The organism is gamma proteobacterium symbiont of Lampromicra miyakona (assembly GCF_059730895.1).
In genome coordinates this window covers 299,148-315,916 of record NZ_AP035932.1, presented here as the reverse complement: position 1 = coordinate 315,916, position 16,769 = coordinate 299,148, and the positions used below count along the sequence as shown (strand labels likewise).

The 16,769-nt window shown below is 58.8% G+C and carries 12 protein-coding genes; 7 read left to right on the top strand and 5 right to left on the bottom strand.

The window, feature by feature from the left end:
* Positions 1–108: 108 nt before the first annotated feature.
* Entirely contained in the window at positions 109–2,658 is a 2,550-nt protein-coding gene (gene mrcA / locus AC6I8P_RS01375) for a peptidoglycan glycosyltransferase/peptidoglycan DD-transpeptidase MrcA (protein WP_349844140.1), read from the top strand.
* Between the two features lie 83 nt (positions 2,659–2,741).
* Here the strand turns inward: mrcA and nudE are convergent, their stop codons facing one another.
* The gene (nudE, locus tag AC6I8P_RS01370; RefSeq protein ID WP_021507415.1) at positions 2,742–3,308 is read right to left on the bottom strand and encodes an ADP compounds hydrolase NudE; all 567 of its coding nucleotides are present in this window, start codon (positions 3,306–3,308) and stop codon (positions 2,742–2,744) included.
* 398 nt (positions 3,309–3,706) lie between these two features.
* On the opposite strand from nudE, the gene AC6I8P_RS01365 reads away from it, so the two are divergent.
* The 4 genes from AC6I8P_RS01365 (at position 3,707) to pckA (ending at position 9,277) form a co-directional block, all read left to right on the top strand.
* A complete protein-coding gene (locus tag AC6I8P_RS01365) occupies positions 3,707–5,848 on the top strand; it encodes an intracellular growth attenuator family protein (protein ID WP_349844139.1) in 2,142 nt (713 codons plus the stop codon).
* Positions 5,849–6,087: 239 nt separating this feature from the next.
* Positions 6,088–6,489, top strand: coding sequence for a ribosome-associated heat shock protein Hsp15 (hslR, locus tag AC6I8P_RS01360; protein ID WP_021507413.1), 402 nt, complete (start codon positions 6,088–6,090; stop codon positions 6,487–6,489).
* A 25-nt stretch (positions 6,490–6,514) separates the two neighbouring features.
* A complete protein-coding gene (hslO, locus tag AC6I8P_RS01355; protein ID WP_021507412.1) occupies positions 6,515–7,387 on the top strand; it encodes an Hsp33 family molecular chaperone HslO in 873 nt (290 codons plus the stop codon).
* 270 nt (positions 7,388–7,657) lie between these two features.
* Entirely contained in the window at positions 7,658–9,277 is a 1,620-nt protein-coding gene (pckA, locus tag AC6I8P_RS01350; protein WP_021507411.1) for a phosphoenolpyruvate carboxykinase (ATP), read from the top strand.
* 133 nt (positions 9,278–9,410) lie between these two features.
* Here pckA and envZ read toward each other — a convergent pair whose 3' ends face one another.
* Both envZ and ompR read right to left on the bottom strand, forming a co-directional pair.
* Complete coding sequence (envZ, locus tag AC6I8P_RS01345; protein ID WP_031279686.1) at positions 9,411–10,769, bottom strand: two-component system sensor histidine kinase EnvZ; 1,359 nt, start codon at positions 10,767–10,769, stop codon at positions 9,411–9,413.
* Positions 10,766–11,485 (bottom strand): osmolarity response regulator transcription factor OmpR, encoded by a 720-nt coding sequence (gene ompR / locus AC6I8P_RS01340; protein ID WP_001157751.1) that lies wholly within the window; start codon positions 11,483–11,485, stop codon positions 10,766–10,768. The genes envZ and ompR overlap by 4 nt, the downstream gene beginning before the upstream one ends.
* 510 nt (positions 11,486–11,995) lie before the next feature.
* Here ompR and yjbE point away from each other — a divergent pair.
* A complete protein-coding gene (yjbE, locus tag AC6I8P_RS01335; protein WP_021507409.1) occupies positions 11,996–12,238 on the top strand; it encodes an exopolysaccharide production protein YjbE in 243 nt (80 codons plus the stop codon).
* 102 nt (positions 12,239–12,340) lie between these two features.
* Here yjbE and greB read toward each other — a convergent pair whose 3' ends face one another.
* Both greB and AC6I8P_RS01325 read right to left on the bottom strand, forming a co-directional pair.
* Positions 12,341–12,847: a transcription elongation factor GreB gene (greB, locus tag AC6I8P_RS01330; protein WP_021507408.1), complete on the bottom strand. Its 507-nt coding sequence runs from the start codon at positions 12,845–12,847 to the stop codon at positions 12,341–12,343.
* A gap of 53 nt (positions 12,848–12,900) precedes the next feature.
* A complete protein-coding gene (locus AC6I8P_RS01325; protein WP_459746295.1) occupies positions 12,901–14,163 on the bottom strand; it encodes a hypothetical protein in 1,263 nt (420 codons plus the stop codon).
* 236 nt (positions 14,164–14,399) lie between these two features.
* Here AC6I8P_RS01325 and AC6I8P_RS01320 point away from each other — a divergent pair, with 236 nt between their 5' ends.
* Positions 14,400–16,730 (top strand): Tex family protein, encoded by a 2,331-nt coding sequence (locus AC6I8P_RS01320; RefSeq protein ID WP_428846713.1) that lies wholly within the window; start codon positions 14,400–14,402, stop codon positions 16,728–16,730.
* Positions 16,731–16,769 lie beyond the last annotated feature (39 nt).

The window sequence follows — 16,769 nt, the reverse complement described above, 5'->3', positions numbered from 1 at the left end:
CCCGCATTGCATGAAGAATGACGGGTATATCAAAGCGTCAGGCTTGCCTTTATACTACCGCGCGATTGTTTATAAACTGCCCAAACGCCAACAGATGGGAATTCTCAGGTGAAGTTCGTAAAGTATTTATTGATCCTTGCAGTGTGTTGCATTTTGCTGGGAGCCGGCACGGTTTATGGTTTGTACAAATACATAGAGCCGCAGCTGCCTGATGTGAACACATTGAAAGATGTGCGCCTGCAAACCCCGATGCAGGTTTACAGCGCGGATGGCGAGCTGATCGCCCAGTACGGTGAAAAGCGCCGTATCCCGCTCACCCTGCAACAGATGCCGCCTGAGCTAATCAAAGCGTTTATCGCCACCGAAGACAGCCGCTTTTATGAGCATCACGGCGTCGACCCGGTGGGGATTTTCCGCGCCGCCAGCATCGCGCTGGTCTCCGGCCACGCCTCGCAGGGCGCCAGTACCATTACGCAGCAGCTGGCGCGTAACTTCTTCCTCAGCCCTGAACGCACGCTGATGCGTAAAATCAAGGAAGCCTTCCTGGCGATTCGCATCGAGCAGTTGCTGAGTAAGGATGAAATCCTTGAGCTGTATCTGAATAAAATCTATCTCGGCTATCGCGCTTACGGCGTCGGTGCGGCGGCGCAGGTGTACTTCGGTAAACCGGTCGATCAGCTGTCGCTGAGTGAGATGGCGATGATCGCCGGCCTGCCGAAAGCGCCGTCGACCTTTAATCCGCTCTATTCACACGCCCGTGCGCTGGCGCGCCGTAATGTGGTGCTGGCTCGCATGCTGGATCAGAACTACATCACGCAGCAGCAGTATAACGACGCGCGCAACACGCCGCTGACCGCCAGCTATCACGGCCCGGAAATTGCCTTCTCTGCACCGTATCTCACCGAGCTCGTGCGTCAGGAGATGGTGAAACGCTACGGCGACAGCGCCTATGACGATGGCTACAAGGTGTATACCACCGTGACCCGCCATCTGCAGGAAGCCGCACAGCAGGCGGTGCGTAACAACGTGATGGCGTACGATATGCGTCACGGCTATCGCGGCCCGACCAACGTGCTGTGGAAAGTGGGTGAAGCCAGCTGGGATCACACCCGCATCGTCAATACGCTGAAAAATCTGCCGGTCTACGGTCCGCTGAATGCCGCCGTGGTCACCAGCGCCAGCGCCGACGAAGCCACCGCCATGCTGAAAGATGGCAGCAGCGTTTCGCTGACTTTAGCCGGCGTGCGCTGGGCGCGTCCGTATAAATCCGATACCCTGCAGGGCCCGACGCCGCGCAGCGTCACTCAGGTGCTGCAGGCTGGCCAGCAGATTTGGGTACGCAAAGTCGGTGACGCGTGGTGGCTGGGACAGGTACCGCTGGTGAATTCGGCGCTGGTGTCGCTTAATCCGGAAGACGGTGCGGTACGCGCGCTGGTCGGTGGTTTTGACTTCAACCAGAGTATGTTCAACCGCGCCACCCAGGCGCTGCGTCAGGTCGGCTCGAACATCAAGCCGTTCCTGTATACCGCCGCCATGGACCGCGGCCTGACGCTGGCCTCCATCCTCAACGACGTGCCGATTTCACGCTGGGATGCCGGCGCCGGCGCAGACTGGCGACCAAAGAACTCGCCGCCGACTTATGCGGGTCCGATTCGTTTACGCCAGGGGCTGGGTGAGTCGAAAAACGTGGTGATGGTGCGCGCGATGCGTGCTATGGGCGTTGATTACGCCGCTGAGTATCTGCAGCGCTTTGGCTTCCCGGCGCAGAACATTATCCATACCGAGTCGCTGGCACTGGGCGCCGCATCCTTCACGCCAATGCAGGTGGCGCGCGGCTATGCGGTGATGGCCAACGGCGGCTTCCTGGTCGATCCTTACTACATCGCGAAGATCGAGAACGAACAGGGCGGCGTGATTTTCCAGGCGCAGCCGAAGATCGCCTGCCCGCAGTGCAATCTGCCGGTGATCTATGGCGACACCAAAAAGTCGGTGGCGCTGAATGAAGAGAGCGTGGAAAACGTCGCCACCTCGAATCAGCAGCAGAATCAGACCGTGCCGCAGCCCGAGCTGGAGCAGGTACCGGCGCAGCCGCAGCCGGCCGGCGATCAGCAGTATGCGCCGCACGTAATCAACACGCCGCTGGCGTTCCTGATTAAGAGCGCGCTGAACTCCAACATCTTCGGTGAACCGGGCTGGATGGGAACCGGCTGGCGTGCCGGTCGCGATCTGAAGCGCAACGATATCGGCGGCAAAACCGGTACCACCAACAGTTCCAAAGACGCCTGGTTCTCCGGTTATGGTCCGGGCGTGGTGACGTCGGTGTGGATTGGCTTCGATGATTCGCGCGCGCTGGGACGCACCACGGTATCGGGTGCGATTCCGGATCAGATCTCCGGCTACGAAGGCGGCGCGAAGAGTGCGCAGCCGGCATGGGATGATTACATGAAAGTGGCGCTGGATGGTGTGCCGGTGCAGCCGCTGACACCGCCGGACGGCGTGGTGACGGTGACCATTGACCGCAGCACCGGCAAGCTGGCCAACGGTGGCGGCAACACCCGTCAGGAGTACTTCATTAACGGCACCCAGCCGACCGAGTACTCAGTACATGATGTGGGCACCACCATCATGGACAACGGTGAAAGCCACGAACTGTTTTGATCAAAAAAGCCGGGGGAAATCCCCGGCTTTTTGTTTTTACCCCGTGCGACTTTCCGCGCCTTTTATTGCGCCGCCAGGTGTCCTCAATAACTCAACCGCCCCTGCTTCACCAGCCACTCACGCACCATGAACAGCGCGCTGACGTTACGCGCCTCGCGAAAATCCGGCTCTTCCAGCAGCGCCAGCAGATTGCTGAGCGGCCAGCGGCGTACAATCAGCGGCTCCGGCTCATCCCCTTCCAGCTTCTCTTCGTACAACCCTTCAGCTACCACGATATTCATCTTGCTGGAGAAATAGGACGGCGCCATGGTGAGTTTGCCCAGCGCTTCCAGCTGGTGCGCGCCAAAGCCCACTTCTTCTTTCAGCTCACGGTTAGCGGCTTCAAAAGCGCTTTCACCCGGATCGATTAAACCTTTCGGGAAGCCCAGCTCATAGGTTTCCAGTCCGACGGCGTACTCCTGGATCAGGATCACGTCATCGCCAATGATCGGCACAATCATCACCGCTTCACGATCGGAGGGCTTCATGCGCTCATAGACGCGACGCGCACCGTTGCTGAAGGCGAGATCAACCGCTTCGATGGTAAACAGGCGGGAGCGGGCCACCGCTTCCACGTTGAGGATGTCAGGTTTTTTCAGGGGAGTGGTCATATCAGCCTCAAACTTAGCACAGCCTTGTGAAACGCGATGACGTCAGCATACCGAAGCCCGCGGCATTGTGCGACACGCAGCGCGGGTCAATCATGGTGACATACATTTGCCCGCTGCCGCTAACAACTTCTTGTTATCTGCACAGTAAGATTTTCACAATAAGTCAACGGGGTAGCAGCAAATTCGGATAATACCGATGTTTAATTGAGGGGCTTGTGAGTACCATCCCGTTAAGGAATAATCTAACAAATTTATAATACAATGATTTTGCGCGGTATTTTGTTTCATTTGCCTCTTGTCAGAATGACTTCTGCTCGCCAAAATTGACTCGTATTGCAGGTTTTACCGGGAGCACATCGTAAACGTGACGGCAGTTTTTTGGCTGGATTGAGCAAAGCATGAGCACTCTTATCGTCATTCTGGCTGTCATGCTGGCCTGTTCGTTAGTGGCCGGAATCGGCTACTGGTACGCTATGCGGCATCGTCCGCCGTTGGCGAAACCACTGCCGTTTATCAGTCCGCCCTGCCGTAAACTCACCGATGAAGAACGCGCTGCCGTTGAGAAGTATATTGCGTCGCTGGGTAAAGCGCGTCAGCACAGCGGCGGGCGATCGACCCGATCGTCACGGGAACCCGAAGCGCTGGCGCTGACCGCACAGAGCAATAATGTTTATCCCGTTACCCGCTCCATCACCCGTTACGGCCTCTCCACTGACGATCCCCACAAATGGCGCTACTACCTGGATGAAGTCGAGGTACATCTGCCGCCGCTGTGGGAGCAGTACATCGCTGAAGAAAACTACGTCGAGCTGATCCGTACCCAGACCCTGCCGTTGGTGATCTCGCTCAACGGGCACTCGCTGGTGAACTATGCGGTGGAACAACCGGCGCTGCCACCGCTGGTGCGGCCGATGTCGACCAACGCTTCGATTCGTAAAGAGGAGAGCGAAAACGTCGAGCTGCTACAGGTGCGCAAAGAGTCGCCGGAAGAGTATCAGCTGTCGCGCGCCGACGGCACGCGTGAAGCCAGCGCTATTTGCTGCGCCTTCCTGCTGTTTTTCCTCAGCCTGGTGCTGCCCGGCAGCCTGATGCTGTGGATTGCGCTGCCCGCCGGCGCGATCGTCGCTGTCAGCCTGTGGTTTATGTACCGATTCCCCGGTGAAAAAGGGCTGCGCGATGTGCACTGTCTGCGCGGCGCACCGAAGCGCTGGGGCCTGTTTGGCGAATCCAATCAGGAGCAGAGCAACATTTCGCTCGGCATCATCGACTTAATCTATCCGGCACACTGGCAGCCTTATGTGGCGCACGACCTGGGCCAGGTGACAGATGTGGATATCTACCTGAATCGTCAGGTGGTACGCCAGGGGCGCTTCCTGTCGTTACAGGATGAAGTCCGCAACTTCCCGGTACAGCGCTGGCGTAAAAACCTAGTGCTGGCGTGCGGTTCGCTGCTGGTGCTGGTGATGCTGGTGAGCTGGATTCCGCTCAGCATGCCGATCAAACTCAGCCTCGCCTGGTTAAAAGGGACTGAGAGCGTGGAAGTGAACAGCGTCGATAAACTCACTGCCCTGCCGCTGCACATTGGCGATAGCCTGAAAGTGAGCGGCACCGGCATGTGCTCGGTTCCGGGCAATTACCAGAGCAACCGCAGCTACGGCTACATGCCGTTCGACTGCTCGGCGATTTACTGGAACAACGCTGCGCCGCTGCCGCTGCCGCAGTCCGACATCATCGACAAAGCCGCCGCGCTGCTGGAGACCACCACGCAGCAGCTGCATCCGGAAACCAACACCGACCCGAAACTTAACCCGCAGCTGGCATCGGCGATTCAGAAATCAGGCATGATCCTGCTGGATGATTTCTCCGACCTGGTGCTGAAAACCCAGCAGCTGTGCAGCCAGCCGCAGGACTGCGTGCGCCTGAAAAATGCGCTGGTCAACCTCGGTAATGCCAAAGACTGGGATACGCTGATTCACCGTGCGGATTCCGGCAAGCTCAACGGCATGAACGTGCTGCTGCGCCCGGTTAGCGCCGAAGCGCTGGAGAATCTGGTGAACACCGCCACCTCGACCTTCTTCTCGCGGGAGACGCGTCGCGCGGCGGAAACCCTTAACAGCCCGCCGCCGGGCGGATTCCTGATCATTAGCGATGAAGGCCGGCAGATGGTGAACCAGCCGCAGCCGTCGGTGGCGCTGTTCGATCTCGACGCCCCTTCACAATGGCACGAACTGCAGCGCCTGTCCGGCATGCTGCTGCACACGCCGTTTGCCGCCAGCGGTATCATTACCAGCATTACCACCGATGCCAACGGCACACGCCACATCGCCCTGCACAACGAGCCCGACGCCATGGCGCAGTGGCGCTATCTGGGCACCGCGCTGCTGATGCTGGTGCTGATTGTCAGCGCCGTCAGCAACGGCCTGCTGGCGCTGCGCCGCATCCACCGCAACCGCCTGCGTATGGCGCAGATTCAGCAGTATTACGACAAGTGCTTTAACCACAACCTCAGCACTATGCAGAGCGTGCGCTCGCTGTTCTGACCCTCCGCCTTCTGTGCTACCCTGTCGCCCTGTTTTTCAGGGCGGAAAACAAAATGCCGATTACGCTTAAGGGATTGGCGATGGATCGGCAGCCCGCAACGGCACCTCGCCCTTGATTTATCACGTTGTACCCATACCTTTGGGTATCCGGCACCGGCCCGGTCCATCTTTCCGGCGTCATGCGACCATGTGCGACCGATCGCCACACGGCGCGACGCAGCGTAACAGCAGGAGCCGCAATGAAAGAGAAAACCAGTGAAGGCGTCCGCCTTGATAAATGGCTGTGGGCCGCGCGCTTCTATAAAACCCGCGCGCTGGCTCGCGACATGATTGAAGGCGGCAAAGTGCACTACAACGGCCAGCGCAGCAAACCGGGCAAAGTGGTCGAACTGCAGGCCGAGCTGACGCTGCGTCAGGGCAACGATGAGCGCACGGTGATCATCACCGCCATCGGCGACCAGCGGCGTCCGGCCAGCGAAGCGCAGCAGATGTACGCGGAGACGGCCGCCAGCATCGAAAAGCGCGAAAAGAACGCGCTGGCTCGCAAAATGAATGCCCTGACCATGCCGCATCCCGATCGTCGCCCGGATAAAAAAGAGCGCCGCGATCTGCTGAAATTTAAATTGTCGGGCGATGAATAACTCGCGCCCCCACGAGAGAAACCTTATGTCTGTTCAAGATCAACTGCATCGTTACCTGTTTGAAAACGTCGCCGTGCGCGGCGAGCTGGTCAACGCATCTCAAACCTGGCGCGACATCGTGCAGAACCACGACTACGCCGAGCCGGTCAAAACCCTGCTGGGCGAACTGCTGGTCGCCACCAGCCTGCTCACCGCTACGCTGAAATTTGACGGCGACATCACCGTGCAGCTGCAGGGCGATGGCCCGCTGAGCATGGCGGTGATCAACGGAAATAACCGCCAGGAGCTGCGCGGCGTGGCGCGGCTGAAAGAGGATGCGGAGATTGCCGCCGGCAGCAGCCTGAAGCAGATGGTGGGTAACGGCTATCTGGTGATCACCATTTCGCCTGAGAAAGGCGAGCGCTATCAGGGCGTGGTCGGCCTGGAAGCCGATACGCTGGCGGGCTGTCTGGAAGATTACTTCATGCGTTCCGAGCAGCTGCCAACCCGCCTGTTCATTCGCACCAGCGAGAAAGGCGCAGCCGGTATTCTGCTGCAGGTGCTGCCCGCGCAGGAGCCCAACCTGGATGACTTTAACCATCTGGCCACGTTAACCGAAACCGTGAAGAGCGAAGAGCTGATTGAGCTGCCCGCTACTGACGTACTGTGGCGTCTCTATCATCAGGAAGAAGCCACGGTTTACGATCCGGCGCCGGTCAGCTTCAAATGCACCTGCTCGCGCGAACGCTGCGGTGAAGTGCTGAAAACGCTGCCACCAGAGGAAGTGGATGAGATTCTGGTCGAAGACGGCAAAATCGATATGCACTGCGACTACTGCGGCACGCACTATGTGTACGACGCCGTGGATATTGCTGCTATTCGTAACGCTCCCTCCGGCAATAGCGATCAACTGCATTAATCAGCAAACGGGCGGTGACGCCGCCCGTATTTTCCGCCGGCGTAGCGCTATGATTTTTCACGGAAATTAACTAATTTACGCTAACTTTAGTTTCATAAGTGGCAGATTTCTCTACTTGTCACGTTCCAGCTCGCATTTTTAACTCTCTTCACTTTTCCACCTCGCTCAGACGTGTACACTGCGCGCGATCTGCCCTGTGCGGCTATGCGCAGCAGGACGCAGAAACCCTCATAAAAAATGCCATGAAGTACCGATTTAAGGAGCAGTCACATGCGCGTTAACGGCCTGACATCGCAAGACCTCGAAACGCTCGGAATTAGCGGCACCACCGAGGTGGTGTACAACCCTGATTACGCCACGTTATTTCAGGAAGAAACCCGCCCGGAGCTGGAAGGTTACGCGCGCGGCACCCTGACGCAGAGCGGTGCCATTGCCGTGGATACCGGCATCTTCACCGGACGTTCGCCGAAAGATAAATACATCGTGCGGGATGACACCACGCGTGACACGCTGTGGTGGAACGACGTTGGCAACGGCAAGAACGACAACCAGCCGCTGTCACAGGAAACCTGGCAGGCGCTGAAAGATCGCTGCACGCAACAGCTTTCCGGCAAGCGTCTGTTTGTGATTGACGCCTTCTGCGGCGCCAACCCGGACACCCGCCTCAGCGTGCGTTTCGTGATGGAAGTGGCGTGGCAGGCGCATTTCGTCAAAAACATGTTTATCCGTCCGACTGAGGCCGAACTGGCTGAGTTTACGCCGGATTTCGTGGTGATGAACGCAGCGCAGTGCACCAATCCGGACTGGCAGGCGCAGGGGCTGCATTCCGAGAATTTTGTCGCCTTTAACCTGACCGAACGCATGCAGCTGATCGGCGGCACCTGGTACGGCGGCGAGATGAAAAAAGGCCTGTTCGCCATCATGAACTATCTGCTGCCGCTGAAGGGTATCGCCTCAATGCACTGCTCGGCCAACGTCGGCAAAGCGGGCGACGTGGCGGTGTTCTTTGGCCTGTCCGGTACCGGTAAAACCACGCTCTCTACCGATCCGGATCGTCAGCTGATCGGCGACGATGAGCACGGCTGGGACGACGACGGCGTCTTTAACTTCGAAGGCGGCTGCTACGCCAAAACCATCAATCTGTCAGAGCAGGCCGAGCCGGAGATTTACCGCGCGATTCGCCGCGATGCGCTGCTGGAGAACGTGGTGGTGCGCGCTGACGGCACGGTCGATTACGCCGACGCCAGCAAGACGGAAAACACCCGCGTGTCTTACCCAATCGAGCACATCGAAAACATCGTGCAGCCGGTGTCGAAAGCGGGCCACGCGAAGAAGGTCATCTTCCTGACCGCCGATGCGTTTGGCGTACTGCCACCGGTTTCGCGTCTGACGCCGGAGCAAACCCAGTACCACTTCCTGTCCGGCTTTACCGCCAAACTGGCCGGCACCGAACGCGGTGTGACGCAACCCACCCCAACCTTCTCCGCCTGTTTTGGCGCGGCGTTCCTGACATTGCATCCAACGCAGTACTCGGATGTGCTGGTGAAACGTATGCAGGCGTCTGGCGCGCAGGCCTATCTGGTGAATACCGGCTGGAACGGCAGCGGCAAGCGCATTTCGCTGAAAGACACGCGCGCTATCATCAACGCGATTCTGGCCGGTGAGCTGGATGAAGCGGAGACCGTGACGCTGCCGGTGTTCAATCTGCAGGTGCCCACCACGCTGGCACAGGTGGACGATGCCATTCTCGATCCGCGCCGCAGCTGGCCTGACGCCGCCGCCTGGCAGCAGGCTGCCGAAGCGCTGGCGCAGCGCTTTATCACCAATTTCGAGAAGTACACCGATAACGATGCCGGTAAGGCGCTGGTGCAGGCCGGCCCGCAGCTGTGAGGTAACCTGGCCGCCACAACGGCGGCTTAGCGATGGCACATTTCGTCGCGGCGCGATTTATCGCGTATGCCTGCAGCGGTAATATCGCTGATGGATGCGCAATAGATTGCGCCGCTACGGTTGGTGCGGAAATTTAACTAACGTTACTGCTTACTGCCGTCGTGGCGCTGTTTTCCGGAATCGGTAACCACGCACGGATACGTAATCCGCCGCGTTCACTGTCGCCAATCTCCAGCGATCCGTCATGCGCATCGATAATACGCTGCACAATCGCCAGGCCCAGGCCGGTGCCGCTGGTGCTGCGCGCGCTGTCGCCGCGTACAAACGGCTGGAACAGATGCTGTAACTGATCCGGCTTAATGCCCGGACCATCATCCTCCACCTGGAACCACGCGCGATTCAATTCCTGACCGCTGCTGACCTTGATCCAGCCGTTCCCGTAGCGCGCCGCGTTAACCACCAGATTCGCCACCGCGCGTTTAATCGACAGCGGGTTAATATCCAGCATCAGCTCCGCGTCCATCACCGCATTCTCAATCTCGCGCTCGTAGCCGCTCTCCGCCGCCACTACTTCGCCCAGCACGCTATTCAGATCGGCGCGCTCGGTTTGCATCTCCTGCCCGGTGCGCAGGTAATCGATGAACTGCTCGATGATGGCGTTACACTCTTCGATATCTTTGTTGATCGACTCGGCCAGGTAGCCATCTTCCTCGCCCATCATCTCGGTGGCGAGACGGATGCGCGTCAGCGGCGTGCGTAAATCATGGCTGACGCCGGCCATCAGCAGCGTACGGTCATCGGCCAGCTGCTTCACGCCCGCCGCCATCTGGTTGAAAGCGCGCGTCACCGAACGCACTTCCGAGGCACCGTATTCGCGCAGCGGTGGCGGAATAATGCCTTTCCCCACCTGCAACGCAGCGTGTTCAAGATCGACTAAGGGTCGGTTTTGTATTCGGATAAACAGCCAGGCGCCGCCAATCGCCAGCAGCATAATCGCCAGGGTATAGCGGAATAGCGGTGAGAAGTCGCCCTGATGGATTTCGGTCAGCGGTACGCGCACCCAGATATCCGGCGACAGCCAGGTTTTCAGCCAGACCACCGGCGAGTTTTTGTTAACCTCAACCCGCACGTCGGTCGGCCCGCCCAGCTGCTGCGCCATCTGTTCACTGAGGAATTCATAATGCTGCGCCCAGCGCAGCCCGCTCTCTTCCGCCGCCGCGTTGGTGTACAACGAGATGCCCAGCTCACGATAAATTTCGCGCCGGAAGGCCGGCGGCACTTCCAGCTGCGTACCATCCTCCAGCTGCAGCCGATCGGTCATCAGCATACGCACTTCGTAGGCGAGGACTTTGTTGAACTGCTGCAGACTGGGAAGAATGGCGAAATTGAGCACCACCAGGTAGGTCGTTACCAGGCTGACGAACAGCAAGGTAACGATCAACAACAGGGTGCGGGCAAACGAACTGCGGGGTGAGAAGCGCAATCGCCTCATGCTTTACTGCCGTCCGGAACGAACACGTAGCCAAGGCCCCAGACAGTCTGGATGTAGCGCGGATGCGCCGGATCTTCTTCGACCATGCGGCGCAGACGAGAGATCTGCACGTCGATAGAACGCTCCATCGCACTGTACTCACGCCCGCGCGCCAGGTTCATCAGCTTATCGCGCGACAGCGGCTCACGCGGATGGCTCACCAGCGCTTTCAGCACGGCGAACTCTCCGCTGGTCAGCGGCATCGGCTCATCTTCACGGAACATTTCGCGCGTGCCGAGGTTCAGTTTGAACTTACCGAAGGCGATGACCGCTTCTTCCTGCGACGGCGCGCCCGGCAGCTCATTGGCCTGACGACGCAGCACAGCACGAATTCGCGCCAGCAGCTCACGCGGGTTGAACGGTTTTGGAATGTAGTCATCGGCGCCGATTTCCAGCCCCACGATACGATCGACCTCTTCACCTTTCGCGGTGACCATAATGATCGGCATCGGGTTACTCTGGCTACGCAGACGACGGCAAATTGACAGGCCATCTTCGCCCGGCAGCATTAAATCGAGCACCATTAAATGGAATGATTCGCGGGTCAGCAGACGATCCATCTGCTCGGCGTTGGCGACGCTGCGCACCTGAAAGCCCTGTTCGGTGAGATAGCGTTCGAGCAGTGCGCGCAGACGCATATCATCATCGACGACCAGAATTTTGTAGTTCTCTTGCATGTTCAACTCCCAAAGGCGCCATTGCCTGAGCCGATATTGTGTAAAAAAGATGCCTGTCTGTGACAGTCATTAATGGTTTATATTCTAGCCGAAATTGTTACAAAGCATATTAAACAGCAGCTTATCTTTAATTTTAACCGCGAACTGCGGCTCCGCTCGCGCTTTTCTGACTGATTTTGACGCCGTTTAGCGCTTGTCTGAAAATCAGCGGCGTTTTCTGCCGGCGAGTGGTCCAGCCGGGCCGTCCCGCTTCCGCCGTCAGGCAGGGCGCGCCATTTGGCTTAAGTTTCGCCTGTTGGATAAGCCAGCGGCCGCGCTCAGCAGCATAAAATATCGCGTTTTCTACGCTCACTGCGTATCCGCGCTCGGAACAGTGCCAGTGCGCGCGCAAAATAAGGCCAGTGTTAAATAAAGTGATTTAAATCAGTCAGTAAACTCCCCTTTCCTCTGCGCAAATGATCTCCGACACTGCATCGGTACCTGCTTACTGAGTTCATGTGGAGAAGAAAGATGAAAAAAACCGTTGTTCTGCTGAGCGCTCTGGTACTCACCAGCCTCACACAGGTTCAGGCCGCTACGCCAGCGGGCGAAGCCGCCGGCGCACAGGCGTCGACCACGGCCAAAGGTAATTCAGATGCTATCGGCATCGGTGCGGTGGGAGCCCTGCTCGGCGTCGCGCTGGCCACCATGGGCGGCGGCGATCACGGCGGCAGCAGCACCTCAACGACCACGGCGACCACGCCGGGCAAATAACGCTTATATGGCGCGGCAAGGCTGCGGCGCTTCCCCCTCTTATACTGCCAGCCCTTTCGCCAGCGGAGAATAAGTTGCGCCCCGGCTTGTTTCACCAGGCCATTACTCTCCGCCTCTTTTTTCCTCACTTTCCGTGACGTACTCAATGCGGTTCACAAACCACACCTTCTGTCCTTCCGGCGTGTTCACCGTCACCTCGTCATCCACCTCTTTTTTGATCAGCGCGCGCGCCATCGGCGAGTCGATGGAGATGTACTCTTTCACCGTATCGCCATAGATCTCGTCCGGTCCGACGATGCGAAAACGCTTCACGTCGCCCTGCTCATTCTCTACTTCCACCCAGGCACCGAAGAACACTTTGCCCTCCTGCTGCGGCGCATAATCAACGATTTTCAGCTCGGCGAGGCATTTACGCAGATAGCGCACGCGCCGATCGATCTGGCGCAGTAGGCGCTTGTTATAGGTGTAATCGGCGTTTTCAGAGCGATCGCCCAGGCTGGCGGCCCAGGAGACAATGCGGGTGATTTCCGGCCGCTTCTCATTCCACAGATGGTCGTGCTCAGCACGCAGCTTGTTATAGCCTTCGCGGGTAATCAGTTGGGTTTTCATCGCTTCACTCGTGGTTACAGCCCTGTTCACTGCACAGAGGCTATCACAAAGCCTTACCTGCCCGGACAGGCACCCAGCGTCTTTTTCATCAGGCGCACATAATCGGCGACCAGGCCGGGCGTCCAGGTCATGATTTCTGCCCGTTCGCGCAGCACGCAGGCGCCCCAGAATGCCGGCTGCAACAGCAGCGCAAACACCTGCTGCAGCCGCTGGCCGTAATAGCCTTCAAACGCCACGTCCAGCGCATCCACCACGGTGGTCGAACAGTTTTTTGCCGTCAGATTATACAGGCTGTCACCACGGTTGGCCTGCCAGTAGCTGGCGAGCGCCTGTCCGTTGTAGTGCTGAAAACTGAAGGTTAAATCCGGGCTGCGCCAGTCGGCAATCTCTGCCGCCAGCGAGGGGAGAAAACGGCCGGGACGATCGTTAATCTGTCCGGCCAGCAGCAGACGCGGCAGCTCGTGCGGTTGCGGATCGATCTCCTGCTGCGGATAAAGGCTGATGTAGCCGCACTCGCCAAAGCTCAGTGCCGCGTGGCCGGTACAAAAGTGCCCTTCACCGTTAATCACGCCGATGTAACGGTCAATCACATAGCGCTTCGGCTGTTGACTGGCTTCAGACTGCGCCTGCCAGACGTGGACACAGAGAGGAAATGCCGCAGCGTCCGGCGGAAAGCGGGCCTGCTGCCACGGCCGGAGCCGCGCGATATGACGATGGCCGCGACAAAACCACGGCAGCAGCGTAACGGACTGACCCGCCGGCAGGCGCTGCCACTGGCGCCAGACGCGCCACACCGTCAGGCTGAACGACAGCAGCAACAGTACCAGCCAGCTGCCCAGCAACAGGCAGGTATGCAGGTTGTCATTGAAAAACAGCACCACGCTAAGAACCATCTCGCCGCAGCCCAGCATAAAATGTCGCACCCAGCGCTGACGCTGAATCAGCGCCGCGCTCAGACAGCGAAACAGGCCGTTAAACAACAGGCAGATTTCCATCACCGTCAGCAGCAGTTTCTTTAGTTGCCTTTCATCACCGTGCCACAGCGCGCCGGCCAGCAGCGTGCCGACAAAAATCAGGGAAAACAGCAGATTAAGCCAGCGCTGCAGCGACACCTCGCCGCTCAGCAGGTTAAACAGCAGCGACAGCGACAGTAAGAGCGCCAGCACCTGTAGCGACAGATTGATATGCCCATCGACCAGCACGTCCGCCACGATCATGCCGGCCAGCAGCACGCCGCACAGCGCCAGGCCATAAATCAGCAGACGATAACGCACCAGCAGCTCGCGTCCGGCCAGCAGCAGCAGTAATTTGATCATTGCTTCACCCTCCTTCCGTGGTTTGCCACGGATTATAGGGCAGAGGCGGGGCGAGCCTGGCAGCAACCGGCACGCCATTGCGCTGGGGTTTAACACATAGGTGGCTAAGTTTCTCTGAGTTGCGCGCTGCATTCAGAAAAAGACGGATTCACCGGTCAGCGGCTGGCAATTTGCGGCCTCAGTCCGTATAACTGTCCCCTATTTCTAACCCTGTGTAAGCAAGACAGTTACTGATGATGAAAGATTCGCTGAGCCAGATTATCGCAGGTGAGCTGAAGGCACGCGCCGACCAGGTTGACGCCGCCATTCGCTTGCTGGATGAAGGGAACACCGTGCCGTTTATCGCACGTTACCGTAAGGAAGTGACCGGCGGGCTGGATGATACCCAGCTGCGTACGCTGGAGAGCCGTCTCGGCTATCTGCGTGAGCTGGAGGAACGCCGCCAGTCGATTCTGAAATCCATTGAAGACCAGGGCAAACTGACACCGGAATTAGCCACTGCCATCAACGGCACGCTGAACAAAACCGAGCTGGAAGATCTCTATCTGCCTTATAAGCAGAAGCGCCGCACGCGCGGGCAGATCGCTATCGAAGCCGGGCTGGAACCGCTGGCTGAGATGCTGTGGAACGATGCGTCTCAGGACCCCGAGCAGCTGGCAGCGCGTTATGTCGACGCGGACAAAGGCGTTGCCGATGTGCGTGCCGCGCTGGATGGCGCACGCTATATCCTGATGGAGCGCTTCGCCGAAGACGCCACGCTGCTGGCGAAAGTACGTGAATACCTGTGGAAGAACGCCCATCTGGTTGCGCGCGTGGTGGAAGGCAAAGAGGAAGAAGGCGCTAAATTCCGCGACTACTTCGATCATCACGAAGCGCTGAGCAGCGTGCCGTCGCACCGCGCGCTGGCCATGTTCCGTGGCCGTAACGAAGGCGTTTTACAGCTGTCGCTCAACGCCGATCCGCAGTTTGATGAAGCGCCGCGCGAAAGCTACGGTGAAACGCTGATCGCCGACCACCTTGGCCTGCGCCTGAACAACGCACCGGCCGACAGCTGGCGCAAAGCCGTGGTCAGCTGGACCTGGCGCATCAAGGTCCTGCTGCACCTAGAAACCGAACTGATGGGCACCATCCGCGAACGGGCGGAAGACGAAGCGATCAACGTGTTTGCCCGTAATCTGCACGATCTGCTGATGGCAGCTCCCGCCGGCATGCGCGCCACCATGGGCCTCGATCCTGGCCTGCGCACCGGGGTCAAAGTGGCGGTGGTCGATGCTACCGGCAAGCTGGTCGCGACCGATACCATCTATCCGCATACCGGCCAGGCGGCCAAAGCCGCGACCTCGGTGGCGGCACTGTGCGCGAAACATCAGGTTGAACTGGTGGCGATCGGCAACGGCACCGCTTCACGTGAAACCGAGCGTTTCTTCCTCGACGTACAGAAGCAGTTCCCGCAAATCAAAGCGCAAAAAGTGATTGTCAGTGAGGCCGGAGCATCGGTCTATTCCGCTTCCGAACTGGCGGCGCAGGAGTTCCCCGATCTCGACGTTTCGCTGCGCGGTGCGGTGTCTATCGCCCGTCGTCTGCAGGATCCGCTGGCAGAGCTGGTCAAAATTGACCCGAAATCGATTGGCGTTGGCCAGTATCAGCACGATGTCAGCCAGAGCCAGCTGGCGAAAAAACTCGATGCGGTGGTGGAAGATTGTGTGAACGCCGTGGGCGTCGATCTGAATACCGCTTCGGTGGCGCTGCTGACGCGCGTCGCTGGTCTGACGCGCATGATGGCGCAGAACATTGTCAGCTGGCGTGACGAAAACGGCCGTTTCCAGAACCGCCAGCAGCTGCTGAAGGTGAGCCGCCTTGGGCCGAAAGCCTTTGAACAGTGCGCTGGCTTCCTGCGCATTAACCACGGCGATAATCCGCTGGATGCCTCAACGGTGCATCCGGAAGCCTATCCGCTGGTGGAGCGCATTCTCGCCGCTACGGAACAGGCGCTGAATGAACTGATGGGCAATCCGGGTAGCCTGCGCGACCTGAATGCGCGCGACTTCACCGATGAGCGTTTCGGGCTGCCGACCGTCACCGATATCATCAAAGAGCTGGAGAAACCGGGCCGCGATCCGCGTCCGGAGTTCAAAACCGCGCAGTTTGCCGAAGGCGTGGAAACGCTCAACGACCTGCTGCCGGGCATGGTGCTGGAAGGTGCGGTGACCAACGTGACCAACTTCGGCGCGTTCGTCGATATCGGCGTGCATCAGGACGGCCTGGTGCATATCTCTTCGCTGTCGGACAAATTCGTAGACGATCCGCATCAGGTGGTGAAAGCCGGCGATATCGTCAAAGTGAAGGTGATGGAAGTCGATCTGCAGCGTAAGCGTATCGCGCTGACCATGCGTCTGGATGAGCAGCCGGGTGAAAGCAACGCGCGCAGCGGCGGCAACCGTGGCGCAGGCAAAGAGACCGCGCGGCCGGCCGCCGGTGCCAAAGGCCGCGGCAAACCTGCCAGCAGCAGCGTCGGTAACAGTGCGATGGGCGATGCGCTGGCGGCCGCGTTTGGGAAGAAACGCTAAGCGGCGCGCGAGTACAGGAGGTTGATAAATTGTCCTGGC